The following is a 20,758-nucleotide window of genomic DNA, read 5'->3' as shown; positions in this document are numbered from 1 at the left end:
GCTCATGCCTCCCGGTACCAGTCCTGGATGTTGTCGGTCCGATTGGCCCAGCCCGAGAGCGCCGGCCGCAACGAATTGGAGCTGGCATCCACCAGCAGGCGATGCATCACCGGAATGAACACGGTGTCCTGCCACAACAGGTCGTTGCACTTGATGTAGAGCGCGGCGCGCTTGACCGGATCGGTCTCGGTCTCGGCGGCAGCAATGGCGTCGTCATACTCCTTGTTGACATAGCGCGGGAAGTTCTGCCCCTGCCATTTGTTCTCCTTGGTGGCCACGTTGGCGGAGATGTAGCGGCGCATGTGCAGCGCCGGATCCGGCTGCGTCATCGGGATCTGGAACTCCTCGATGTCGGCATAGAACTTGGGATAGGTGTCCGGGTTGGCAACGTCGGATGAGAAGAACACCGAGGCGACGACCGATTTCAGCTCCACGTCGATGCCGGCCTTCTGACAGGCCTGCTTGACGATAGCCTGGGTCTTCTGGCGCGGACCGTTGGTCGAGGTCTGGTACAGAAGCTTGAATTTCTTGCCGTCTTTCTCGCGGATGCCGTCGGCGCCGACCTTCCAGCCGGCGTCATCGAGCATCTTCGACGCCTTCTCGATGTTGAACTCCCACGAGGTGTTCTTGGAGACGAACTTCTCGGGACCGTTGAGGTAGTTGGCCGTGGTGCGCCCGGCCCGGCCGTAGATCGCTTTCTTGACGGAATCGCGGTCCACAAGCAGGGCGAGCGCCTTGCGCACGTTCGGATCCGACAGGATCGGGTGCTTGGTCTTCATCGAGGAGCGCTCGCCGTCGATCTCGACGTTGGGGTCGGTGAAGTTGATGGCGATGAACTCGATATCGCCACCGGTGGCATAGACGGTCTTGCCCTTGCCGCCCTTCTCCAGACGCAGCAGCACGTCGTCTTCGACCTGCATGTTCCAGGCGAAATCGAATTCGCCGGTCTGGATCACCGCGCGCGCCGCCGAGACGGCATCGCCGCCGCCCTTCATCTCGATCGTGTCGAAATGCGGACGGTTGGGCATGTGATAATCGGGATTGAGCTCGCCGCGGACCACATCGCCCGGCTTGAACTCGACGAATTTATAGGGACCGGTGCCCACCGGAGCCAGATTGTTCGGCGCCTCGCGGGACTTCGAGCCTTTGTAGTCGGCAAACAGATGCTTGGGAAGAACGCATCCATAAGCGCCGACGAACGCGTTGGCCCAGAACGGCGTCGGGGTCTTGAACAGGATGCGAATCGAGAGATCACTGACCTTCTCGACCGTGATGTCACCATAGGTGCTGATAGTGACGGCAGCCGTGGCGGGATCGCTGGCGTATTGCCAGGTGAATACGAAGTCGTCGGCAGTCAGCGGCTTGCCATCGTGCCATTTGACTCCCGGCTTGATTTTCCAGACCACCGATTTGGCATCGGCGGCGAGACCGCCGTTCGCAACCGAAGGAATCTCGGCAGCGAGGATCGGGTTGAGATTGCCGTCGGCGTCCCAGCTCGCGAGCGGCTCGTAGAAGATCCGCGATCCGTCCTGGTCCTTGGTGCCGGTGGCGAAATGCGGATTGAGTAGCGTCGCCCCCTGCCACCACAGCACCTTGAGAGGACCGCCGCCCCCGCGCTTGGTCGGCTTGTAGACCGCGGGGCTCTGCGCCATGGCGACGCCGCCGAGCGCCAGGAGCTGGTTGGCCAGGGGAGCGGTGAGACCGACCGCAGCGAGGCGCTTGATGAAGGCGCGGCGGTCCATCTGCCCGTCCTTCACCTGACCGATCATCGAACGCAGCTCTTTGTCCAGCATGGTTGTCCCCCGTCTGGTTCCGACATGGATGCAGGCGGCCGCTCGCGACCGCCGGGTTTGGCTGGCGGTAGATGGCACACCGAATGGGGTGCACGTCAACTGGGACCGTGTGTATGCAAACGGTCTATTGGCTGTCCGTTGGGCAAAATTGCGCTCCGCAGCCCATCCGTTCGGCAATCCAGCATTAAAATCTGCTGGATTGCGCGCTGCACTGCGGAAAATTTGTTCGCTGGATCAGACGAAGTATCGAGGCGAATTCCTACGCCACGGACATGTCGAGGGGCGGCGCAACGTGATCCGGCAACGGACAGACGTAAGGTGTCCGGGCCGTCCGCTTCTGCAGATCCGCCTTGGCAGCCTCGATCAGCTCCGGTTCCATCAGCGCCTTGATGCCGAGACCGGCCATCGCCTTGGCCGCCTGCACCATGGCCTTGTGCGCGTGCGGGCTCTTGCCCTGCGCCACCACCTGCCAGGTGTGGAAGGGCGTGCCGATTGCAACCGTCGGTGCGTGCACCTGCACTGTCGGCACCACCCAGCTCACGTCGCCGACATCGGTCGAGCCGACCAGCGGGTTGCGCTTGGCATCGAGCGGCACCAGGAAGTCGGCCAGCGGCCGATCGGTCGGCTCCATGCCGATCGCGTAATAGACCGACGCGATGTCCTTGTCGCTCAAGGTCGCACGGATCTGGCCGGCAAAGCTCTTGTCCGCATCGTCGAAATGCGGCGGTCCGAGCTCTTCCATCACCTCGTGCAGCGCCTGCTCCAGCGGCGCATTCGGCAGGATGTTGGAGACCGCGGAGATGATCTTCATCTCGACCTTGGTCTCGGTCATCAACGCCGCGCCTTGTGCGATCTTGGACACGCGCTCGACCAGCTCGTTCATGCCGGGAAGATCGCGCGCCCGGATCGAATAGCGCACGCGCGCATGGGCCTGCACCACGTTCGGCGCGATGCCGCCGGTGTCGAGCAGCGCGTAGTGCACGCGCGCGTCGCTCGGCATGTGCTCGCGCATGTAGTTGACGCCGACATTCATCAATTCCACCGCATCGAGCGCGGAGCGGCCAAGGTGCGGCGAGGCCGCGGCGTGCGAGGTGCGGCCGGTGAAGGTGAAATCGGCGCGCGTGTTCGCAAGCGACGGCGTCACCGCCACTTCCCAGAAGCTGTGCGGGTGCCAGGTAATGGCGATGTCGGCGTCCTCGAAGGCACCGGAGCGCACCATGAAGGCCTTGGCCGCGCCGCCTTCCTCCGCCGGACAGCCATAATAGCGCACGCGCCCGTGCACCTTGTTCTCGGCGAGCCAGTCCTTCACCGCCGTCGCGGCGAGCAGCGCAGCTGAACCGAGCAGGTTGTGACCGCAGCCATGGCCATGGCCGCCGGTCTCGACCGGGCGATGCTCGGCAACACCGGCCTCCTGGCTGAGGCCCGGCAGCGCATCGTACTCGCCCATGAAGGCAATGACCGGACCGCCCTCGCCCCACTCGCCGATCAGCGCGGTCGGGATGCCGGCGACGTTCTCGGTGATGCGGAATCCCTGGTGACGCAGCTCGGCGAGATGCTCGGCGGCGGACCGCGCCTCGGTGTAGCAGACCTCGGGCATGCCCCAGACCCTGTCGCTGAGGTCGATGAAACGTGCCTTGATCGTGTCGATGCCACGCCAGATGTCGCTGCGGTTGTCCATGCTTGTGGTCCGTGATCCCTTGGTCAAACGAAGCGGCAATGGTTAGCAGCTTCACGTTGGCCCGCCAAGAACCGGCGCGGACATCAGCCATGCACTGAATCTGATGTTAGGCGTCCTGCATTCTAGGCCTCGACAAAGCATCCTTGCTGACGAACAGGAGGCGTCGTCGAAAGGCAGTAGGGCTCTCGGCGACCAGCACGCCCTTCAGTGATTGCAGGCCGCCGGCAAAGAACGGCTCCCTCAGCCCATTACCATGATCCTCGGTCCATTCCGGCACTGGTAATCCGTGAACGCGCGCAAGATGCTCCGCTACTGCCGCCACGTAGGCGTCATGCAAAGCATCAATCTGATCCGGGCGCCCCTCGATCGCCTGCTGACGCGCGTGCGGATTCATGTAGAACCAATCGAGAAATTCGCGAAGTGACGGATCAAACTTCTGTTGACCAGCTCTTACGCGCCGCACGACATCACTTAGCGTTCTGGGCTTGTTGTCAAACAGGCTCATGGCGGGCTCGACCTCGGCGTTTCGTCGCTCTCTGATCCAATCGTCAGATTTGAGAAGATCTCCTCGAGCCCCAGGCGGGTTTTGGGTTGGAGCATATTATGCGGGTAGAATCTCTCGACCAGGGTCAGTGCGTCCTGGCTATTCTTTATCCCTATTGCGCGCGCGAGCAGCTTGATGTCGTCGATGTCCGAGTTCGTTTCAATACCGCCGACACGCATTGCTCGGCATTTCATGGCAAACAAGTATTCCGGTTTTGCCGTGTAGACGCGAAGTCCCGGTTGGTCCTCTGAGGGGTAGGTCTTGAATAGAGCTCTAACTTCGGGATCGGAGTCTCTCTTGCTCAACCAGCCCTTCACCCCGTCGTTTAGCCAATTTTCATCCCACTCGAACTCCTCGGCCATCTCGGCCGCCAGCTTCTTGATGAAGTCCCTGTTTCCTTCGAAAACTGCATCGACATCGCCCGTGTTGATTTCGCGGTTCAAGGTCAGGAGAAGTGCCGATCCGCCGTAGATCACGATTTCGACCGTGCGGCCCGCAGCAAAGGCCCTTCGACCGAGCTCGGCCAGCGCATATTCCAAAGTTGCTCGATCGAAGTTCTTTTCGCTCATCGCCGGTTCCGCAATTCGCGGAACGATACGTCCACCAACTGAACCCGGCAATAGCCTAGCCTATCCAGGCCGCTGGCCGGATGATCTATTGGCATCGATGGGCAACGAGAGGACAAAACGACATGCGGCGCAGCGCTTGCGGGGTCGAGGGACCGACTCAAGGGGTGGACCGAACTTTCGAACTTCTCGCCGATCCGCGCGAATGGTCGCAAGAAGTCTTTAAAATCGATCATTCGCAGCTTAGATTAGTGCTGCTTCGCACACCGCTCGGCCAGCCTTGCCGGAGCGATGCACTCAGCCAGGAGAACTCCATGAGCACTCTGACCGAATGGAGGGTGCCGCCGGCGAACCAGCCGCGGGCGAGCGACTACGGTTTCGATCTCGACCGCGCACTCGGCTCCGTCGTCGGCCTGCACGCCATCATCCCGCCGGACGCCTTCAGTGCCGAGACGCTGGGCACCGAACGCGCCGGCAACGGCGTCGTGATCGATGACGGCCTGGTGCTCACGATAGGTTATCTCATCACCGAGGCAGAGTCGGTCTGGCTGCACCGCGCCGACGGACGCGTGGTGGAGGGCCATGCGCTCGGTTTCGATTCCGAGACCGGGTTCGGGCTGGTGCAGGCGCTCGGTCAGCTCGACATTGCGCCGCTGCCGCTCGGCTCGTCGGCAGCGGTACGGATCGGCGACCGCGTCGTGGTCGGCGGCGCCGGCGGACGCACGCGCTCGGTCGCGAGCCAGGTCGTGGCCAGGCAGGAATTCGCCGGTTACTGGGAATATCTGCTGGACGAGGCCATCTTCACTGCTCCCGCGCATCCGAACTGGGGCGGCACGGCGCTGCTCAACGAACGCGGCGAGCTGATCGGCATCGGCTCGCTCCAGCTCGAGCGTGAACGTGACGGCAAGGCCGAGCACGTCAACATGATCGTGCCGATCGACCTCCTGAAGCCGGTCCTTGAGGACTTGCGAAACTTCGGCCGCGTCAACAAGCCGGCACGGCCCTGGCTCGGACTCTACTCGACCGAGATCGACAACCGCGTGGTGGTGATCGGCATCTCCACCAACGGCCCGGCCGCCCGTGCCGAGCTCAAGACCGGCGACGTCATTCTCGCCGTGAACGGCGACAAGGTGACGAGCCAGACCGCCTTCTACAAGAAGATGTGGGCGCTCGGCGCCGCCGGCGTCGACGTGCCGCTCACGGTTCATCATGAAGGCGTCACCTTCGACGTCACGGTGACGTCGACCGACCGCTTCAAGCTCCTGAAGGCGCCGAAGCTGCACTGATCCCTAAGGGCTCTGAGGAAGCGGCGATGACCGAGGCCGTGGTGGACGACATCGTGGCCGTGCTGCCGCCGCTGCTCAACGCGCTGGAAGCGCTCGGCTTCTTCCAGCGGCATCTGCATCCGCCGGCCTTCGCTTCGGTGATGGATGCGATCGGCACACCGGACGAGGCGCTGCAGACGGCGCACGCCGCAATCGGCGATTGGCCGGAGCAGTTCGCTGGGCTGCGCGAGCGACTGGATCGCGCCTGCGGCGAGACGCTCGCTGCCTTTTCCGGAATTCGTGAGGTCGAGCGTGGCCGTGGCGATCTCGTCGCGGTGTTCCGCGCCTTGCGCCATGTCCCGCGCGCGCAGGAGGCGCTCTATCCGCTGGCGGTGCAATTTCCGCCGGTGAGCAGCTTCTTTCTGAATGCCGCCAATCGCGACAATGCGGATGTGTTGTCGCGGCTCCAAGCCGGCGCGAACGAGGACACCGGCATCTTCCAGGACCACAACGAGCCTGGCAGCCGCGGCGGCTTCTCGGTCTATGTCCCCGAATATTATGCGCCCGAGCGTGCCATGCCGCTGGTGATGGCGCTGCATGGCGGCAGCGGCAACGGACGCGGCTTTCTGTGGAGCTGGCTCCGCGACGCCCGCAGCCTCGGCGCGATCCTGGTGGCGCCGACCGCGACCGGACAGACCTGGGCGCTGATGGGCGAGGACACCGACACGCCGAACCTCATGCGCATCATCGAGGAGGTGCGCGGCCGCTGGCGCATCGATCCCTCGCGCATGCTGCTGACCGGCATGAGCGACGGCGGCACCTTCTGCTACGTCACCGGCCTCGACCATTCCTCGCCCTTCACGCATCTCGCGCCTGTTGCGGCGACCTTCCATCCGCTGATGGCCGAAATGGCCGACGCAACGCGCCTGCAAGGCCTGCCGGTCTTTATCACTCACGGCAAGCTCGACTGGATGTTTCCGGTGCAGACCGCGCGGCAGACGCAGGCGGCGCTCTCCGCCGCCGGTGCCCAAGTCACCTATCGCGAGATCGACGACCTCAGCCACACCTATCCGCGCGAGATCAATGCCGAGCTGATGACGTGGCTGAATGGAAAATGAACGACCTCTCCTTAGATGCGCCGCATGGTCGCGGAACCATCACTCCGGGCCGACGTTATTGCCCGTCACCGGAGGTTCGCCATGCAGACTTTTTTCGGAATGATCCTGGGCGCGCTGCTGCTTGCGGGCGGCGTCTACGTCTATGATTCCATGCAGACGTCGTCGGTCGCCAAGGGCGATGTCGCGGCCGCCAACCGCACCATCGTGAACTGGGACGTCGCCAAGGCCGATTGGGATGCGCTGCGCGATCGCGCGCACAAGGACTGGGTCCGGATCTCGTCGAAGTAATTTCGTTCGATCAACATGAACAAGGCGCCGTCGCGAGCTCCGCGGCGGCGCCTTTGTATTGCGTCCAGAAATAGCGCCGGCTCAGTTCATCTTGGCCTTGCGGGCGTCGGCGATGACCTGCTCGAACTCGGTCATGCTGAGCACGCCGGGCACGCGGTACTTTCCGACGATGAAGGACGGGGTGCCCTGGAAGCCGAAGGCTTCAGCCTGCTCGTTGTTGCGCTTGAGGATGGCGTCGATGTCCTTGGCGTGGCCGGTGAGATCGCGCTTCAGCCGGTCCATGTCGACCCCGGCGGCCGCAAGCAGCTCGTTGATGCGGGGTTCGGTCAGGCGCGAAGAGACGCCGATCATGGCGTCATGGGCCTGGTGGTACTTGCCCTGGAATTTGGCCGCCAGCGCGCTCCGCGCCGCGGTGACCGACACCGGCCCGAGGATCGGCCAGTCCTTCATCACCAGCCGCACCTTGCCGTCGTCCTGAACGACCTGGCGCAGCTCGGGCTCGAGCTTGCGGCAATAGGGACAATTGTAGTCGGACCATTCGACGATGGTGATGTTGCCGTCGGGATTGCCTGCGACGGGCGTGTCGGGATCGCGCAGCACCTTGGCTTCGGTCAGCACCTCCTCATCGCTAGCCGCTGCCCGCGCAGAGGTGATGCCGCCCGCAACGAGCGCCGTCGCTCCGATCAGCGTCAGCGCCGCACGCCGGGTCGGTACCAGACGGCCCTTGTTCCCAAATCCAGTCATATCTCGTCCCGTTTCGGTCCCATCTTCGGCAAATACGGCTGAGGACCGGGCATTGTTACCGACCATATAGAGTGTCGCGGCGGCGATGTCATCGCACCAGCAGTGTGACCGCCAGCGGCACCAGGAACGAGGTCACCAGAGCGTTCAGGCTCATGGCGATGCCGGAAAAGACGCCGGCGATCTCGTCGACCTGGAACGCGCGGGCCGTGCCGATGCCATGCGCAGCAAGGCCGGCGGCAAAGCCGCGGGCCCGGTAATCGGTGATGCCGGTGCGGTTCATCAGCGGTGTCACGATGATCGCGCCCATGATGCCGGTGAGGATCACGGCGACGGCCGCCAGCGAAGGATCGGCGTGCAGGGATTCGGCGATGCCCATGGCGACGCCTGCGGTGACCGATTTCGGCGCCAGCGACAGCACGACATCGCGCGGCAGTCCGGCGAGCTCGGCCAGCAGCACCACAGACACCACCGCCGTGATCGATCCCACGATCAGCGCCACCAGCATCGGCACGATCGATGCGACCACGCGCTTGCGGTTCTCGTAGAGCGGCACGGCGAGCGCGACGGTCGCGGGGCCCAGCAGGAAGTGCACGAACTGCGCGCCGGCGAAATAGGTCGTGTAGGAGGTACCGGTCAGGAGCAGGAACGCGCCGATGATCCACATCGCGTGCAGCACGGGGTTGACCAGCGGATGGCGCCGCGTCGCCAGCGAGACCGCGTCCGTAGTTGCATAGACCAGCAGCGTTACGGTCAGCCACAGCAGTGGCGATTGCGAAAGATAGACCCACAGCGAGAACGGATTGTCCTTCATCGCGCGTCCTGTTGCCTCAACAGGCGGCTGACGAGGCGAAAGGTCAGCACGGTCGCGAGCAGCGTGACGACCACGGACAGCGCGAGCACAAGGGTGATCGCGATGCCGTGAGAGGCGAGCAGGTCGAGCTTCTGCACGACGCCGACGCCGGCCGGCACGAACAATAGTGAGAGATGGGCCAGCAGGCCCTTGCTTGCCGTCTCGACACCGTCATTGCGCAGCGGCCCGCGCGCGAGCAGCGAAAAGCGGTCCCGCGTCATCAGCAGGATCAAGAGCAGCAGGAGGCCCAGCACGGGTCCCGGCAACGGCAGGCCGAGGCCGCGCACGACGGCTTCGCCGATCAATTGGCAGAGCAGGATGAGGCCGAGACTTGCAAGCATGACCATCGCATCAAGGGATGCGCTGGCACGCTTGTCAATCGCCGCTATGCACGCGAATCGCGCCGGCCCAGCTAAGCCGCCGGCAGCATCGCCATCAACGTCCCGCTCATCGTCGCGATCAGCGTGGTCTTGCCGTCATGCTCGGCATAGGCCTTTGCCTCGCAGAAGGTCAGCGTACGGCCGGGCTTGACCACTTCGGCCTTGAAGACGAAGCGCTCGCCGCGGGCGGGCGCGAGCAGCGTGGTCTTGAATTCGACGGTGAGGATACCGGCCTCCGGCGGCATCAAGCTGAAGGCCGCGACGCCGCAGGCGTTGTCGAGCCCGGTCGTGATGATGCCGGCATGGATGAAACCGTTCTGCTGGGTGAGGGCCGGCGCGTGCAGCATTGCCAGCTCGACCTCGCCCGGCGCGAGACGGACGATCACGATGCCGAGCGTGCGCATGGCCGGTTGGGCATCGAACATGGTGATGGCCGCCGCGCGATAGCCCGGGTTCTTCGGCTCGAAGGCGATCATGGCCTACGCCTCGGCCGGTTCGTCGAGATGCTTCAAGGCAGCCTTGCGAATGCAATCGGCGAACGGGGCGGACTTGCGGAGCTGACGGTCCATGTGCACGCCGGTGATCTCGCACGTCGCGGCGAGCTCGCCGGTCTCGGCATTCGTCATGTCGTGCCGGAAGCGGATCGACTTGTCCCTGATCTCGAGCAGATGGCTGCGGATCTCGACGATGTCGCCGGCGAGCAGCTCGCGCTTGTAGGCGATGTTCTGCTGCACGGCGGCCATGCCGCGGCCGGAGGAGCGCAAATAGCTCGGCGTCAGGCCGAGGCGGGCGAACAGGTTCCAGTTGGCCTCGTCGAATTTGCCGACATACCACATGATGTTCATGTGCCCGACATGGTCGCATTGCCACGGATAGACCGTGCCGCGATAGGTTGCCTCCTGCTCCATCGCATCTCCCTCCAGCGATTTCGTCTTTTGATCGTTGATACGGTAGCGTATCAAACCCGCCTAGCGTTAGCAATACGGCACCGTATCAAGTCCGGGTGAGGCTTCCTTCATGAGCGACGGCAAGGGCGATGTCTGGGTCGAGGCTGGATTTGCCGAGCTCGCCCGCGCGGGGGTGGAGGGCGTGCGGGTCGAGGTCCTCGCCAAGAGCCTGGGCGTCACCAAGGGCGGCTTCTACCGGCGCTTCGCCGATCGCGCCGCGCTGCTCGAGGCCATGCTCGAGGCCTGGCGCAAGGGTCGCATCGCCGCGATCGCGCAGCAGACAAGTCTCGGTGGGCAAGAACCCCGCGAGCGGCTGAAGGCGGTGATCCAGCTCTATTCCGAGCGGCTCAATCCCGAAGGCATGGCGATCGAGCTCGCGATCCGGCAATGGGCCCGCTCGGACCAGAACGCCGCGGCGGCGGTGGCGAGCGTCGATGCGACGCGGCTCAAGCACGTCGGCGACCTCTATCGCGCGACCGGCCTTGCGACTGAAGAGGCCGACGCGCAGGCCTTCCTGTTCTACTGCTTCATCTTCGGCCAGAGCCTGTTGTTCGTCGAGAGCGGTCCGCGCAGGCGGTCGCAGCTCGTGGCGAAATCGGCCGAGAAGCTGCTCGACTAGGCTCGGGTCAAACAAATGGCCGGAGCTTTGCTCCGGCCATTGCGTCCTGTTGCGTCAAGGCTCAGGCGGCGCCCTTCAGCTTCTTGGTGCATTCGCTGTAATAGCCGCCGCCTTTCTGGATCCACTTCAAGCCGCCGTTGCCGTTGGTGGTCTTGTTGGCATTGTACTGGTCGACGCAGGTGTGCAGGCGCGCCTTGCCGGGAGTCTCCTTGGCATATTTCGGGTCGACCGCGTTCGGATAGACCGCCGGTCCCGCCGGCAGGGCCGGCGTAGCGGCGGGTGCCTCTTCCTTCTTGGCCTGCTTCGGCTCCGCGGGAGCTGCAGGCGCAGCCGCGGCCGGCGCAGCGGCGGGCGTCGCATCGGCCCCGCACTGGGCCTTGCGGAAGTCATTCCACTTCATGGTGCCGAGCGAGCCGTCCTTCTTGGCGGCCTGGTACTTCGCGCCGCACTCCTGCGCGGTCAGTGCCTGCGCCGGCGCGCTCGCCAGCAATGCCGCGACACCGGACGCAGCGATCGCACACAACAATTTCGTCTGAATGGTCATCCCTGGGTCTCCTGCTTGGTCTTCCCGACGGAAGTGAATTGAGGATTGCTATCCTAGCGTGCCGGCCGCTTGCGACAAGGATGCGATGAGTTGCGCCGGCAAAATATAGTGATCCCGCCGCTCAACTCATTCATGTCGCGTTCAGCAACGTGAGCCGACGTTTCAGCCCTTCGCAATTCTCGCAAGCAGAGTGCACCACATGACCTTCACGTCCCGCCTCGCCGCCGTCGCGCTCACCTCCCTGCTCGTGACCGGCACCGCCTTCGCGCAGACCACCGCGCCGGCCACCAAGACCGACACTGCCGCCCCTGTGGCCGACAAGAAGGCAACGAAGGAGCGATCGGCGGAATCGCTGGAGTGCTCCAGGCAGGCGGACGCCAAGGGATTGAAGGGCAAGGAGCGCAAGAAATTCCGTCGCGAATGCAAGAAGGAGGCGAAGGCCGGCAGCGCAGCCGCCGCTCCCGCCACTCCCGCAGCCGACAAGAAATAGGCCCGTCACGATTCCTTCCGAGCCTCCGCGGGAGAGCTCGCGCATTGCGGCATGACCAGCCTGCAATTGTGCGCCTCGCGCCGATTTGCGATAAGGTGGCGTGAAGCACATCACCGCCTCCCTGTCGTTCGAATGGCCGAGCCGTGCCAAGATCCTGAGCACGGTGGAGACGCTCGTCATCGGCACCGCCGGCGGGCTCGTATTTCTGCTCGCCGGCCTTCCCGGCGGGCTGATCTCGGGCTCGATGATCGCGGTCGGAATCGCCGCGATCGCCGGCCGTCAGCTGACCTTGCCGCCGATCCTGACCCAGACCGTGCTGGTGCTGCTCGGCATCTCGCTGGGCTCGGTCGTCTCGCGCCATCTGCTTCAGCAGGTCAGCGCCTATCCCGTCACCATCGGCCTGCTTGCGCTCGCCACGTTCTGCTCCACGTTCGGTTCGAGCTATTACCTCCAGCGCATCCATGGCTGGGACCGCACCTCTGCCTTCCTGGCCGGCAGTCCCGGCGCGCTGTCGCAGATCACGATCCTGGCGGTCGAGCGCGGTGCCGATTTGCCGGGCATTGCGGTGGTGCAGACCATGCGCGTCATCATCCTGACCGCCGCGCTGCCGCTGGTGCTGGCGATTGCAGGCGTCACGCCCTCCGCTGCACCGTCGCTGACGACGGCGATCGCCTCGCCGCTCGACCTGCTCGAGCTGGCCGCCGCATCGCTGGCCGCAGCGCTGGTGTTGCGGCTGATCAGGTTTCCCGCGAGCTGGATGTTCGGCGCGATGATCGGCTCCAGCGTGCTGCATGGTGCCGGATGGGTCGAGGGCGGCCTCCCGGACTGGATGCGTGGCGTTGCGCTGATCGGGATCGGCGCACTGATCGGCAGCCGTTTCGCGCGGATGCGGATCAAGACGCTCGCCGGACACCTCCGCGCGGCACTGGGCTCGTTTGCCGTGGCCATCGCCGTCTCCGCCATCTTCATCGGCATCGTGGCGCTGACCACCGAGGTGAAATTCTCCGACGTCGTCGTCGCCTTCGCGCCCGGCGCGATGGACGCGATGCTGGCGCTGGCCTTGACGCTGCACATCGACCCGATCTTCGTCGGCGCCCACCATTTGTCGCGTTTCGTCTTCGTGACGATCGCAACGCCCGGCATCGTGCACCTGTTCGGACGCACGCAGGACGACGTGGACGATTGAGCTAAAGCGCGATGCGATTAGGATGAATAGTCATCGCGCTTTAGGTTGTTGTTTGGGCATGATCTTTTCGGAAAACCGCTTCACACTTTTCCGGATCATGCTCTAGCGCTTCATTGTCCGCACGAATCCCCACGCGGCGATCGCGGCCATCGAGAGCGAGATCAGCACGTTGTAGCCGGCGAGCGAGAGGCCGAGGAAGCGCCACTGCACCTCGTCGCAGCGCACCACCTTCACGGTGTCGAGCTTCGACAAGAGATCAGCAGCGCTGCCGAGATTGACGACGGGACCGGAGCAATCGGTCGGCCCCTTCCAGAACCCCCATTCTACGCCGGAATGGTAAGCGCCGAGGCCGGCATTGGCGAGCATCGCCAAAGCGAGGATCGCGAGCCCCGCCAGCAGCAGCGGACGCGGCGCACCGCTTCGCGCCGCGAGCGCCGTCAGCGCACCGAGCGGTATCGCGAGGTAATAGGCGTAGCGCTGCTCCAAGCACAACGGGCAGGGCAGGATCTCCAGGACGAGCTGGAAGAACCAGGCGCCCGCAATCGTGGCTGCGCCGATCAGCGTGACCAGGACCGCGGAGGTCAGCGCCGGGCTGGTGGCGGCCGGCTTGAACGCAGGTACGGCGGCACTCTGGGTGGTCACGGCAGCCTCTTTCGCATCTCTCGCGCGCCCCAAGCCTCTAGCCCCGGCCCATGCGGCTGTCGAGAACGACCGGGATCACTTTGGCGCGGGTTGACCCCGTCCCGTCCATGGCTATAGTCCGCCGGCTTCGCGACGCCGCCTATGGGGCCGACCGAGGGCCCCTGTGGCGGAACTGGTAGACGCGCTCGACTCAAAATCGAGTTCCGCAAGGAGTGCTGGTTCGATTCCGGCCAGGGGCACCACGCTTCGCCCTTCGGGCTTCGCGTGGCGCAGCCAGGCGGGGCCCAAAGGGCGAAGCGTGTCCGGCGAAGCCTCTTGGCGAAGACGGACTGGTTCAGCAAACTCAAGACACACCTGTCCCCTCTCGCGGCGCATCACGCCCGAGTCTTTTGCCTGCTCTTGACGCCCCTTCATCGGAAAGGGCGCAGGGAAGACCGGGCGCCGGCTGGCACCCGCGGTCCGCTGTGCGCAAATTGCGCGAAGACAGATGCACAGCGGCATACCGGGCAGCCTGGGGCATCCCGGCCGTCCCTGCGCAGTGGTTTGACGGCTTATGGCGCGCTGTCCCCGGGGAGCGATGCACTATTGCCCCCGTCGTCTTGCCGATAGCTGATGCGCGCGCCCGGTCGGGCCGCCTCACCACCGCAAGCCTTGACGCACAGACTCCGGGCGCCAGGACCACACGCTTTTGCCGTACGCGAAACGCACCGGTCGTGTGCGCGCCGCTCAATCGCTCACAGGCCAAACCCGCCCTGCAATTGCTGGCGCGGCGACGCAGATGCCGGGAACCCCACCGTGGAAGTTTGCTTTATCTACAAAGGAAGCAAGACATGGATACACGCGTCAGACATCGCAGGGTCCGGATCGGATCCGTGGACACCTTCTACCGGGAAGCAGGTCCTGAACGCGCGCCCGTCGTTTTGCTGCCGCACGGCTATCCCTGTTCATCCTACGAATTCCGCAATCTGATGCCCCGACTGGCCGACAGATGGCGGCTGATTGCTCCCGATTATCCCGGGTTCGGCTATAGCGGGACACCTGATGACTTCGATTACAGCTTCGACGGCCATGCCGCCTGGCTCGACCAGTTCGTGAAACAGCTGAAGATCGAACGCTTCGTGATCTACCTTCATGATTTCGGCTCACCGATCGGGGCCAGGCTGGCGATCATGCGGCCTGAGAGAGTGGTGGCCCAGATCATCCAGAACGGCGACATACCTTACGAAGATGCGCTTGGCCCGGCATACGCCGATATCGAGAAGTCCTGGTCACTGCCCGATCGGGAGCTGCGTGCGGCGATGAGGGAGGCTGTCACTGAAGAGAATTTCCGCGACGAGTTCCTGAACGATTTGCGTGCGGATCTGGCCGGACTGATCGCGCCGGACCTTTGGCGATTGCACTGGTCGCTGATGACCGAGCGGCGGAAGGACGCCGCCGCAGACGTTCTGTTTGGCCTCAAGGCGAACCGCCAATGGTTTCCCGAGCACCGCCGATATCTTCGGCAGCACAAGCCGCCGACATTGATCCTGTGGGGCCCGCAAGATCATTACATGCCCGAAAGGTCGGCGCGAGCCTATCTCCGCGACCTGCCGGATGCCGAACTGCATCTCCTGGATGGCGGCCATTGGTTGCTCGAAACCAACCTCGATGAGGTTGTCTCGCTGACGCGATCATTTCTCGAACGGATCGAATCCTGACGGGCAACGACGGCCATGCCGCTCGCCGACGGCACTCGCGGCCGGCTTGCCTGATCCGATAGGGCGTTCGACTTCCCCCGGATATTCCCTATATCGTGCGGCAACGATTGTTGACGCAGCGGGACAGCTTCAATGGCCAGGAGACGCGACACGGACGCCGCCGACCTTCCCCGCTATTTCGTCTGGGTCCGGGGCCTCGAAGGACCCGAGCCGCAGAAATGGACGGCGATGGATTTCGGCATTGGCGATTGGAAGCGGCCCCTCGTGCTGGCCTATCTGGAGCTGCCGGAAGACGAACGGCCGCTGTCGCTGTCAGTCCTGGCGCGGCGCTATCCGCCGCCGCGGGTTGATCTGTCGTGAGCCGGATTGGCGGCGGCGCCCTCGCCTGACAACGTCAGGCCGGCACATGGTGGTCCGTGACCTTCACGCCCCCATGATTATGGGTGTCACGGCATCCCCCCTCCGGCTAGACTTGCCTGGCGCCGCGGGGGACACGCGGGTCGCGGGACCATGGACATGACCGAACAGGGCGAGACGGGTGAAGCCATCACCATCCTCCTCGTCGAGGACGACGCGCCGACCTGCTGGCGGCTCCAGGATGCGCTGGCCAAGGCCGGTTACGAGGTGCGCAGTGCAGGTACGCTCAGCGAGGCGCGGCAGGCCCTCGCCGCCGGTGCGCCGCGCGTGCTGCTGACCGACCTGCGGCTGCCCGACGGCCACGGCGTCGAGCTGATCCGCGAGATGCGGCAGCGCTTCCCCGACACCGAGATCATGGTGATCTCCGCGCTCGGCGACGAGGAGAGCGTGATCTCCGCGATCACGGTCGGCGCCACCGGCTACCTGCTCAAGGACGCCTTCCCCACCGACATCGCCACCACCGTGCGCGACCTGGTCGCCGGACATTCACCGATCTCGGCCTCGATCGCGCGCTTCATCGTGCGCAGGACGCAAGGGGCCGCGCAGAGTTCGGCGGAGCCGCCGCCCGGGCCCGCCCTCAACACGGCGCGGCTGACCCCGCGCGAGATCGACATTCTCTGGGGCATCGCCAAAGGCTTCAGCTATGCCGAGATCGCCAGCCATCTCGGCCTGTCCAAGCAGACCGTGCCCGGCCATATCAAGAACATCTATCGCAAGCTCGAGGTGCACACGCGCAGCGAGGCGGTGTTCGAGGCGGTGCAGCAGGGCCTGATCAAGCTGTGAGCGAGATCGCGGCGAAGGCGGCTCTAAAGCCCGCGCGGCGCCGGCTGCTGGCCTCGCGCCTGGTGCCCTATCTGCTGCTTCAGGCTCTGATCGTGATCGTCACGATCCTTGGGCTTCGGCTGCTGCAGCCGAGCGATCCCGAAGACTACGCCGTGACCGATTTCTCGGCGCGGGAGGACGGTCTGACGCGCCCCGTGACGCTGCCGCATTTCACGTCCTCGCGCCACTCGCTGGCCGACCCGCCGTTCTACGCCGGCACCTTCACATTCCGGAGCGGCGACGCGGCCTCGGGCTGGTCGGTGTACCTGCCGCGCTTCAGCAACGCGGTGGAGGTCGCCGTCAACGGCGTCGTCGTGCTCGACTCCCGGCGCGATGCCAACGCCAACCGGCCCGACCGCAACACGCCGCAGATCGCCGTCATCCCCGCCTCGCTGCTGCGCGAGGGCGCCAACGAGATCACGGTGCGGCTGTTCGTGTGGGGACCGCTCAAGGGCTTCCTCGATACCGTCTATGTCGGGCCGGATGCCGCCTTGCGCCCGGCCTATGAGACGCGCACGCTGCTGTTCGTCACCCTGCCGGTCGTGTTCTCCGCCTGGCAGGCGATCCTGGGCGTCATCCTCGCCATCATGTGGCTGATGCGGCGCCGCGAACCGGTCTACGGCGTGCTCGCCGCGGCGATGGTGCTCGGCGTGGTGCAGGCGTTCGCGCCGCCGCCGGTGCCGCCGGCCACGGTCTCGAGGCTCGCCGCGGTGCTGCTGGCCTCCGCACCGATCGAGAGCGCGCTGGTCGTCGCGTTCGGCGTGCTGTTCTTCGGCTGGCGCTGGCCGCGCTACGGCACGCTGCTGTTCGTTCCTGGAATCGTCGTGTTCGTGGTCGGGCTGATCGGGGGCCCGCCGCTGCCGCGCATCCTGTTCCTGGTGCTGGGCATTCCCACCGTCGGGCTCTGCCTGTTCCTGATGGCCTGCGTCACGGCCATCGCGGTGGTGCGGCGGCAGGACGCGGCGAGCTTCACGATCGGCTGCGCGGTGACCATCGTGCTGGTCTGCTGGGTCCATGACATGCTCACCGTGCTCGAGTTGGTGAACAACGACCGCATCTTCGTCTCGCGCCTGTCCTATTCGGCGATGCTGGTCGCGATCGGCGCCGGGCTGACCTGGCGCTTTGCCCGCGCCCTGAACCAGGTCGACAGCTTTGCCGGCCAGCTGGTGACGCGGGTGCGCGAAGCCGAGGAGCGGCTGAAGGCGAGCTTTGCCCGCGAGGAGGAGCGCGCCCGCGCGGCGGCGCTCGCCAACGAGCGCACGCGCCTGATGCGGGACCTGCATGACGGTCTCGGCGGCCAGCTCGTCAGCATCGTCGCGCTGTCGGAGCGCGGCCATGAGGGCACGGCCATCACGGACGCCGCCCGCGCGGCGCTGAAGGATCTCCGTCTCGTCATCGATTCCATGGACGATATCGGCGGCGACCTGATGCTGGCGCTCGGCTCCTGGCGCGAGCGGGCCACGGCACAATTGCGGCCGCACGACATCGCGCTCGACTGGCGCGTGGCGACGCCGCAGGGCCTGCCGCTGCATCCCGAGCTGAGACCATGGCACGTCATCCAGATCGTGCGCATCCTCGACGAGGCCGTGACCAATGCGGTCAAGCACGCGCAGGCCCGCCGCATCGCGGTCACCATCGACACGTTCGACGCAGGCCAGGGGGCGTACGGCGTGATCAGCGTGACCGACGACGGTAGCGGCTTTGCGCCGGCCGGCAATGGCGAGGCCGCGGGCGCCGGCCAGACCGCACGTGGCCTGCGCAACATGAAAGGCCGCGCGGCGCGCTGCGGCGCGGTGCTCGATCTGACGTCTGATAACTCCGGCACGCGCGTGCGGCTGAAATTGCCGCGGCGTTTTCCCGACAGCGACCTGGCCGCCGGCTGAAAGGCCCCCTCCCCGAACGTGTGGGGCGCACGGAGAGAGGGGACGGGCCGGGGTAAAATTACCCGCGGAGGACGGGGGGTGTTCGTCCGCAGGCCCCTTGGCCCGAAGCGATCCAATCAATTCAATGAAGCGGAAATATCAGCGCACGCCGACGCGATTGACCGGGCCGCCGCGATTCATCGGCGTGCCGGCGCGCACGCCGACACCTGGCGCGCCGACGCCGGGGGTCGCGACGGCAGCCCGCGCGACCGGCGCTCCCACCACCACCGCACCAGCCGGCCGCACCACGCAGCCCTTCGGCACGCCGACGGTCTTGCAATAGACCACCGCCTGCGCCGGACTCGTTCCCAGCGACACCATCGCCGCGCCGGCCAGCACCATGACCGTCAGCCCCGCGCCCAGCGCTCCAGCTCTCTTCGACATTCTTGCTCTCCTGCTTCCCGTTCGGCGTCCCGATGCAATCACCGGGTTTAGCCGCCGAGGTGCAGCCTGAATGACAAAAGTCGGCGCGCGGATACATGCCATGAAGATGGGGGTACCGCGGGCGGGAGGACTGGCCGCTGCCATGAACATGGCATGGACCCAAGGCCGGGCTTTGCGAGATGGTCCGGCCCGATTGATCCCGGTCGGGACCAACGAGAATTCCAAAGAGGTGCTCTATGAAGATTTCGGTTCTTGCCGCGCTGCTGCTTGCAGCTGCCGCCCTGCCTGCTGCCGCGCAGTCCGGTCCATCCGTCCAGGAGCAAATGGCCTGCCGCGGCGACGCCAGCAAATTCTGCGCCGAGCATATCGGCAAGCCGCCGCAGATGAATGCCTGCCTGCGCGAGAACAAGCCGAAGCTGTCGGATTCCTGCCGCAAGGTGGTTGAATCCCGCGGAGGCTAGTCCCTTTATCCCTCTCTCTCGGGAGAAGACAGAGAGGGCGGCGCTCTGCCGCCCTCTCGATAAAATGTCGAAGGCGTGCCGCTATTCCTGCATCGTCTCGCCGCTGCCGCCGAACTCGGCCGGAAAATCCTTCAGCTTGGGCAGGCCATCGCGCATCGGCAGCACGGTTTCGGCATAGTTGACGTGGACGCCGGGCGTGAACGCGAGCGTGGGTATGGTGGCGGTGAAGACGTCGACCAGACCGAACGGCGGATGGTTGGTCATGAGATGGCCGCCGCACGTCCTGCAAAACTTGCGCTGGCTGAGCGGCGTCTTGGCGAAAGTCTCGACATTCTGAGCGCCTTCGGTGACGCGCACGGCCTCCGGCTTCCACAGGCTGAAGGCGTTGACCGGACCGCCCGACCACGAGCGGCAGGAGCGGCAATGGCAATAACCCATCGCCTCCGGTGCGCCCGTGACCTCGACCGTGACCGCGCCGCAGAAGCAGTTTCCGACATGTTTCATTTGGGCGTCTCCCTTTTTCTGATGGATTGTTATTGCGCGTCGGCGCCGCGCGCGCCCTTCTTTCGATTGGACGCGCGCGGCTTGGCCGAGACTATACCGACCGGCGCCAGGGAATAAGCATCGAGACGCGTTGCTTGTACTGCCGGTACTCGTCGCCGAAGAGATCGACGAGATCGCTCTCCTCCAGCGCGATGCCGACGAAGATGTAGAGCGTGGTCACGACCGCGAACAAAAGATGACCCGCGGTCATGACCGGCGCCGCCCAGAACGCGACGATGAAACCGAGATAGATCGGGTGGCGGACGAACTTGTACAGCAGCGGCGTCTTGAAGCGCGGCGGCTCCATCTCCTTGCCGACGAGATGGTTGGTCACCTGATGCAGGCCGAACAGCTCGAAATGGTTGATGATGAAGGTCGAGGTGAACACCAGCACCCAGCCGGCGAAGGACAGCGTGACCATTGTCACGGCAAGATCCGGGTTCTCGACGCTCCATATGACCGACGGCAGCGGGCGCCACTGCCAGAACAGGAGCAGCAGTGACAGGCTCGCGAACAGCACATAGGTGCTTCGCTCCACCGGCTTGGGGACGAACTGGGTCCACCAATCCTTGAATTGCCGGCGTGCCATCACGCTGTGTTGAACCGCGAACAGCGACATCAGCAGCAGATTGATGACGACCGCACGAACGACGGGCGCTTCGGCACCGGTGTCGATGGTCTTGGGCACCATCACCCCCATGACGAAGCCGATCGCATAGAGAATGGTGACGAAAAACACGAGATACGCCGCAATTCCGTATAGAAAGGCAATGAACCTGAAAATGCGAGAGCCCGTAACATCCGGGCCGAGGGAATGAACCTGGTGATCAAGTTGGGTCATAGAACACTCCGTTGTGC

General features: G+C 64.9%; 25 protein-coding genes and 1 tRNA gene. 12 read left to right on the top strand and 14 right to left on the bottom strand.

All coding sequences use genetic code 11. The annotated features are described in order from the left end of the window. Positions 1 to 2: 2 nt before the first annotated feature. The 4 genes from BDOA9_RS08665 to BDOA9_RS08650 form a co-directional block, all read right to left on the bottom strand. The gene (locus BDOA9_RS08665; RefSeq protein WP_025033545.1) at positions 3 to 1,793 is read right to left on the bottom strand and encodes a peptide ABC transporter substrate-binding protein; all 1,791 of its coding nucleotides are present in this window, start codon (positions 1,791 to 1,793) and stop codon (positions 3 to 5) included. Between the two features lie 259 nt (positions 1,794 to 2,052). Continuing rightward, the gene (locus tag BDOA9_RS08660) at positions 2,053 to 3,471 is read right to left on the bottom strand and encodes a M20 family metallopeptidase (protein ID WP_025033544.1); all 1,419 of its coding nucleotides are present in this window, start codon (positions 3,469 to 3,471) and stop codon (positions 2,053 to 2,055) included. Between the two features lie 106 nt (positions 3,472 to 3,577). After that, positions 3,578 to 3,976: a hypothetical protein gene (locus tag BDOA9_RS08655; RefSeq protein WP_025033543.1), complete on the bottom strand. Its 399-nt coding sequence runs from the start codon at positions 3,974 to 3,976 to the stop codon at positions 3,578 to 3,580. Next, the gene (locus BDOA9_RS08650) at positions 3,973 to 4,584 is read right to left on the bottom strand and encodes a hypothetical protein (RefSeq protein WP_025033542.1); all 612 of its coding nucleotides are present in this window, start codon (positions 4,582 to 4,584) and stop codon (positions 3,973 to 3,975) included. The genes BDOA9_RS08655 and BDOA9_RS08650 overlap by 4 nt, the downstream gene beginning before the upstream one ends. 311 nt (positions 4,585 to 4,895) lie before the next feature. Between BDOA9_RS08650 and BDOA9_RS08645 the strand changes: the two genes are divergently transcribed. The 3 genes from BDOA9_RS08645 to BDOA9_RS08635 all read left to right on the top strand — a co-directional run bounded on the left by BDOA9_RS08645 (position 4,896) and on the right by BDOA9_RS08635 (position 7,252). Continuing rightward, positions 4,896 to 5,867 carry a S1C family serine protease gene (locus BDOA9_RS08645; protein WP_025033541.1) on the top strand — a complete coding sequence of 324 codons (972 nt, stop codon included), beginning with the start codon at positions 4,896 to 4,898 and terminating at the stop codon, positions 5,865 to 5,867. Positions 5,868 to 5,893: 26 nt separating this feature from the next. Next, the gene (locus BDOA9_RS08640; RefSeq protein ID WP_025033540.1) at positions 5,894 to 6,964 is read left to right on the top strand and encodes a carboxylesterase family protein; all 1,071 of its coding nucleotides are present in this window, start codon (positions 5,894 to 5,896) and stop codon (positions 6,962 to 6,964) included. 81 nt (positions 6,965 to 7,045) lie between these two features. Next, positions 7,046 to 7,252 (top strand): hypothetical protein, encoded by a 207-nt coding sequence (locus BDOA9_RS08635; RefSeq protein WP_025033539.1) that lies wholly within the window; start codon positions 7,046 to 7,048, stop codon positions 7,250 to 7,252. Between the two features lie 81 nt (positions 7,253 to 7,333). On the opposite strand, the gene BDOA9_RS08630 is transcribed toward BDOA9_RS08635, so the two are convergent. From BDOA9_RS08630 to BDOA9_RS08610, 5 genes are all read right to left on the bottom strand, one after another. Continuing rightward, the gene (locus BDOA9_RS08630) at positions 7,334 to 7,996 is read right to left on the bottom strand and encodes a DsbA family protein (protein ID WP_025033538.1); all 663 of its coding nucleotides are present in this window, start codon (positions 7,994 to 7,996) and stop codon (positions 7,334 to 7,336) included. An 88-nt stretch (positions 7,997 to 8,084) separates the two neighbouring features. Continuing rightward, positions 8,085 to 8,807, bottom strand: a complete 723-nt coding sequence (locus tag BDOA9_RS08625; protein ID WP_025033537.1) for an LrgB family protein — start codon at positions 8,805 to 8,807, stop codon at positions 8,085 to 8,087. Continuing rightward, positions 8,804 to 9,187 (bottom strand): CidA/LrgA family protein, encoded by a 384-nt coding sequence (locus BDOA9_RS08620; protein WP_025033536.1) that lies wholly within the window; start codon positions 9,185 to 9,187, stop codon positions 8,804 to 8,806. The genes BDOA9_RS08625 and BDOA9_RS08620 overlap by 4 nt, the downstream gene beginning before the upstream one ends. A gap of 71 nt (positions 9,188 to 9,258) precedes the next feature. Then, entirely contained in the window at positions 9,259 to 9,702 is a 444-nt protein-coding gene (locus BDOA9_RS08615) for a PaaI family thioesterase (RefSeq protein WP_042335840.1), read from the bottom strand. Between the two features lie 3 nt (positions 9,703 to 9,705). Beyond that, a complete protein-coding gene (locus BDOA9_RS08610) occupies positions 9,706 to 10,134 on the bottom strand; it encodes an acyl-CoA thioesterase (RefSeq protein WP_025033535.1) in 429 nt (142 codons plus the stop codon). Positions 10,135 to 10,243: 109 nt separating this feature from the next. Between BDOA9_RS08610 and BDOA9_RS08605 the strand changes: the two genes are divergently transcribed. Further along, the gene (locus BDOA9_RS08605; protein ID WP_025033534.1) at positions 10,244 to 10,792 is read left to right on the top strand and encodes a TetR/AcrR family transcriptional regulator; all 549 of its coding nucleotides are present in this window, start codon (positions 10,244 to 10,246) and stop codon (positions 10,790 to 10,792) included. Positions 10,793 to 10,853: 61 nt separating this feature from the next. Here the strand turns inward: BDOA9_RS08605 and BDOA9_RS08600 are convergent, their stop codons facing one another. Further along, positions 10,854 to 11,336 carry a hypothetical protein gene (locus BDOA9_RS08600; protein ID WP_025033533.1) on the bottom strand — a complete coding sequence of 161 codons (483 nt, stop codon included), beginning with the start codon at positions 11,334 to 11,336 and terminating at the stop codon, positions 10,854 to 10,856. Positions 11,337 to 11,535: 199 nt separating this feature from the next. Here BDOA9_RS08600 and BDOA9_RS08595 point away from each other — a divergent pair, with 199 nt between their 5' ends. Beyond that, positions 11,536 to 11,826, top strand: coding sequence for a PsiF family protein (locus BDOA9_RS08595; RefSeq protein ID WP_025033532.1), 291 nt, complete (start codon positions 11,536 to 11,538; stop codon positions 11,824 to 11,826). A gap of 100 nt (positions 11,827 to 11,926) precedes the next feature. Then, a complete protein-coding gene (locus BDOA9_RS08590) occupies positions 11,927 to 13,012 on the top strand; it encodes an AbrB family transcriptional regulator (RefSeq protein WP_025033531.1) in 1,086 nt (361 codons plus the stop codon). Between the two features lie 102 nt (positions 13,013 to 13,114). Here the strand turns inward: BDOA9_RS08590 and BDOA9_RS08585 are convergent, their stop codons facing one another. Next, positions 13,115 to 13,654 (bottom strand): disulfide bond formation protein B, encoded by a 540-nt coding sequence (locus tag BDOA9_RS08585; protein WP_025033530.1) that lies wholly within the window; start codon positions 13,652 to 13,654, stop codon positions 13,115 to 13,117. 157 nt (positions 13,655 to 13,811) lie between these two features. Between BDOA9_RS08585 and BDOA9_RS08580 the strand changes: the two genes are divergently transcribed. The 5 genes from BDOA9_RS08580 (at position 13,812) to BDOA9_RS08560 (ending at position 18,473) form a co-directional block, all read left to right on the top strand. Further along, positions 13,812 to 13,896, top strand: a tRNA-Leu gene (locus BDOA9_RS08580). Between the two features lie 588 nt (positions 13,897 to 14,484). Continuing rightward, the gene (locus BDOA9_RS08575; protein ID WP_025033529.1) at positions 14,485 to 15,351 is read left to right on the top strand and encodes an alpha/beta fold hydrolase; all 867 of its coding nucleotides are present in this window, start codon (positions 14,485 to 14,487) and stop codon (positions 15,349 to 15,351) included. Positions 15,352 to 15,483: 132 nt separating this feature from the next. After that, on the top strand, positions 15,484 to 15,711 hold the full coding sequence (locus tag BDOA9_RS08570) for a hypothetical protein (RefSeq protein ID WP_025033528.1): 228 nt from the start codon (positions 15,484 to 15,486) through the stop codon (positions 15,709 to 15,711). A gap of 156 nt (positions 15,712 to 15,867) precedes the next feature. After that, positions 15,868 to 16,551: a response regulator gene (locus BDOA9_RS08565; protein WP_025033527.1), complete on the top strand. Its 684-nt coding sequence runs from the start codon at positions 15,868 to 15,870 to the stop codon at positions 16,549 to 16,551. Further along, the gene (locus BDOA9_RS08560) at positions 16,548 to 18,473 is read left to right on the top strand and encodes a sensor histidine kinase (RefSeq protein WP_025033526.1); all 1,926 of its coding nucleotides are present in this window, start codon (positions 16,548 to 16,550) and stop codon (positions 18,471 to 18,473) included. Before BDOA9_RS08565 ends, BDOA9_RS08560 begins: the two co-directional genes overlap by 4 nt. Positions 18,474 to 18,611: 138 nt before the next feature. Here BDOA9_RS08560 and BDOA9_RS08555 read toward each other — a convergent pair whose 3' ends face one another. Then, on the bottom strand, positions 18,612 to 18,896 hold the full coding sequence (locus BDOA9_RS08555; RefSeq protein ID WP_025033525.1) for a hypothetical protein: 285 nt from the start codon (positions 18,894 to 18,896) through the stop codon (positions 18,612 to 18,614). 236 nt (positions 18,897 to 19,132) lie between these two features. On the opposite strand from BDOA9_RS08555, the gene BDOA9_RS08550 reads away from it, so the two are divergent. Further along, positions 19,133 to 19,357: a hypothetical protein gene (locus tag BDOA9_RS08550; RefSeq protein ID WP_025033524.1), complete on the top strand. Its 225-nt coding sequence runs from the start codon at positions 19,133 to 19,135 to the stop codon at positions 19,355 to 19,357. 81 nt (positions 19,358 to 19,438) lie between these two features. Here BDOA9_RS08550 and BDOA9_RS08545 read toward each other — a convergent pair whose 3' ends face one another. Continuing rightward, the gene (locus tag BDOA9_RS08545) at positions 19,439 to 19,861 is read right to left on the bottom strand and encodes a GFA family protein (protein ID WP_025033523.1); all 423 of its coding nucleotides are present in this window, start codon (positions 19,859 to 19,861) and stop codon (positions 19,439 to 19,441) included. A 91-nt stretch (positions 19,862 to 19,952) separates the two neighbouring features. Further along, positions 19,953 to 20,741 (bottom strand): methanethiol S-methyltransferase, encoded by a 789-nt coding sequence (mddA, locus tag BDOA9_RS08540; protein WP_025033522.1) that lies wholly within the window; start codon positions 20,739 to 20,741, stop codon positions 19,953 to 19,955. Between the last annotated feature and the right edge of the window lie 17 nt (positions 20,742 to 20,758).

Origin of the sequence: Bradyrhizobium sp. DOA9 (genome assembly GCF_000617845.2) — a bacterium.
In the GTDB taxonomy this organism is placed as follows: Bacteria; Pseudomonadota; Alphaproteobacteria; order Rhizobiales; family Xanthobacteraceae; genus Bradyrhizobium.
The sequence above is the reverse complement of the archived record's forward strand: the minus strand, read 5'-3'. Positions and strand labels throughout refer to the sequence as shown.

What these genes read in the sequence shown, in the direction of transcription:
- BDOA9_RS08545 (WP_025033523.1), bottom strand. Translation starts at nt 19,861, where the DNA reads ATGAAACATGTCGGAAACTGCTTCTGCGGCGCGGTCACGGTCGAGGTC.
- mddA (WP_025033522.1), bottom strand. Translation starts at nt 20,741, where the DNA reads ATGACCCAACTTGATCACCAGGTTCATTCCCTCGGCCCGGATGTTACG.
- BDOA9_RS08630 (WP_025033538.1), bottom strand. Translation starts at nt 7,996, where the DNA reads ATGACTGGATTTGGGAACAAGGGCCGTCTGGTACCGACCCGGCGTGCG.
- BDOA9_RS08575 (WP_025033529.1), top strand. Translation starts at nt 14,485, where the DNA reads ATGGATACACGCGTCAGACATCGCAGGGTCCGGATCGGATCCGTGGAC.
- BDOA9_RS08615 (WP_042335840.1), bottom strand. Translation starts at nt 9,702, where the DNA reads ATGATCGCCTTCGAGCCGAAGAACCCGGGCTATCGCGCGGCGGCCATC.
- BDOA9_RS08620 (WP_025033536.1), bottom strand. Translation starts at nt 9,187, where the DNA reads ATGCTTGCAAGTCTCGGCCTCATCCTGCTCTGCCAATTGATCGGCGAA.
- BDOA9_RS08600 (WP_025033533.1), bottom strand. Translation starts at nt 11,336, where the DNA reads ATGACCATTCAGACGAAATTGTTGTGTGCGATCGCTGCGTCCGGTGTC.
- BDOA9_RS08635 (WP_025033539.1), top strand. Translation starts at nt 7,046, where the DNA reads ATGCAGACTTTTTTCGGAATGATCCTGGGCGCGCTGCTGCTTGCGGGC.
- BDOA9_RS08645 (WP_025033541.1), top strand. Translation starts at nt 4,896, where the DNA reads ATGAGCACTCTGACCGAATGGAGGGTGCCGCCGGCGAACCAGCCGCGG.
- BDOA9_RS08610 (WP_025033535.1), bottom strand. Translation starts at nt 10,134, where the DNA reads ATGGAGCAGGAGGCAACCTATCGCGGCACGGTCTATCCGTGGCAATGC.
- BDOA9_RS08625 (WP_025033537.1), bottom strand. Translation starts at nt 8,807, where the DNA reads ATGAAGGACAATCCGTTCTCGCTGTGGGTCTATCTTTCGCAATCGCCA.
- BDOA9_RS08550 (WP_025033524.1), top strand. Translation starts at nt 19,133, where the DNA reads ATGAAGATTTCGGTTCTTGCCGCGCTGCTGCTTGCAGCTGCCGCCCTG.
- BDOA9_RS08565 (WP_025033527.1), top strand. Translation starts at nt 15,868, where the DNA reads ATGACCGAACAGGGCGAGACGGGTGAAGCCATCACCATCCTCCTCGTC.
- BDOA9_RS08650 (WP_025033542.1), bottom strand. Translation starts at nt 4,584, where the DNA reads ATGAGCGAAAAGAACTTCGATCGAGCAACTTTGGAATATGCGCTGGCC.
- BDOA9_RS08655 (WP_025033543.1), bottom strand. Translation starts at nt 3,976, where the DNA reads ATGAGCCTGTTTGACAACAAGCCCAGAACGCTAAGTGATGTCGTGCGG.
- BDOA9_RS08570 (WP_025033528.1), top strand. Translation starts at nt 15,484, where the DNA reads ATGGCCAGGAGACGCGACACGGACGCCGCCGACCTTCCCCGCTATTTC.
- BDOA9_RS08665 (WP_025033545.1), bottom strand. Translation starts at nt 1,793, where the DNA reads ATGCTGGACAAAGAGCTGCGTTCGATGATCGGTCAGGTGAAGGACGGG.
- BDOA9_RS08595 (WP_025033532.1), top strand. Translation starts at nt 11,536, where the DNA reads ATGACCTTCACGTCCCGCCTCGCCGCCGTCGCGCTCACCTCCCTGCTC.
- BDOA9_RS08660 (WP_025033544.1), bottom strand. Translation starts at nt 3,471, where the DNA reads ATGGACAACCGCAGCGACATCTGGCGTGGCATCGACACGATCAAGGCA.
- BDOA9_RS08555 (WP_025033525.1), bottom strand. Translation starts at nt 18,896, where the DNA reads ATGTCGAAGAGAGCTGGAGCGCTGGGCGCGGGGCTGACGGTCATGGTG.
- BDOA9_RS08640 (WP_025033540.1), top strand. Translation starts at nt 5,894, where the DNA reads ATGACCGAGGCCGTGGTGGACGACATCGTGGCCGTGCTGCCGCCGCTG.
- BDOA9_RS08605 (WP_025033534.1), top strand. Translation starts at nt 10,244, where the DNA reads ATGAGCGACGGCAAGGGCGATGTCTGGGTCGAGGCTGGATTTGCCGAG.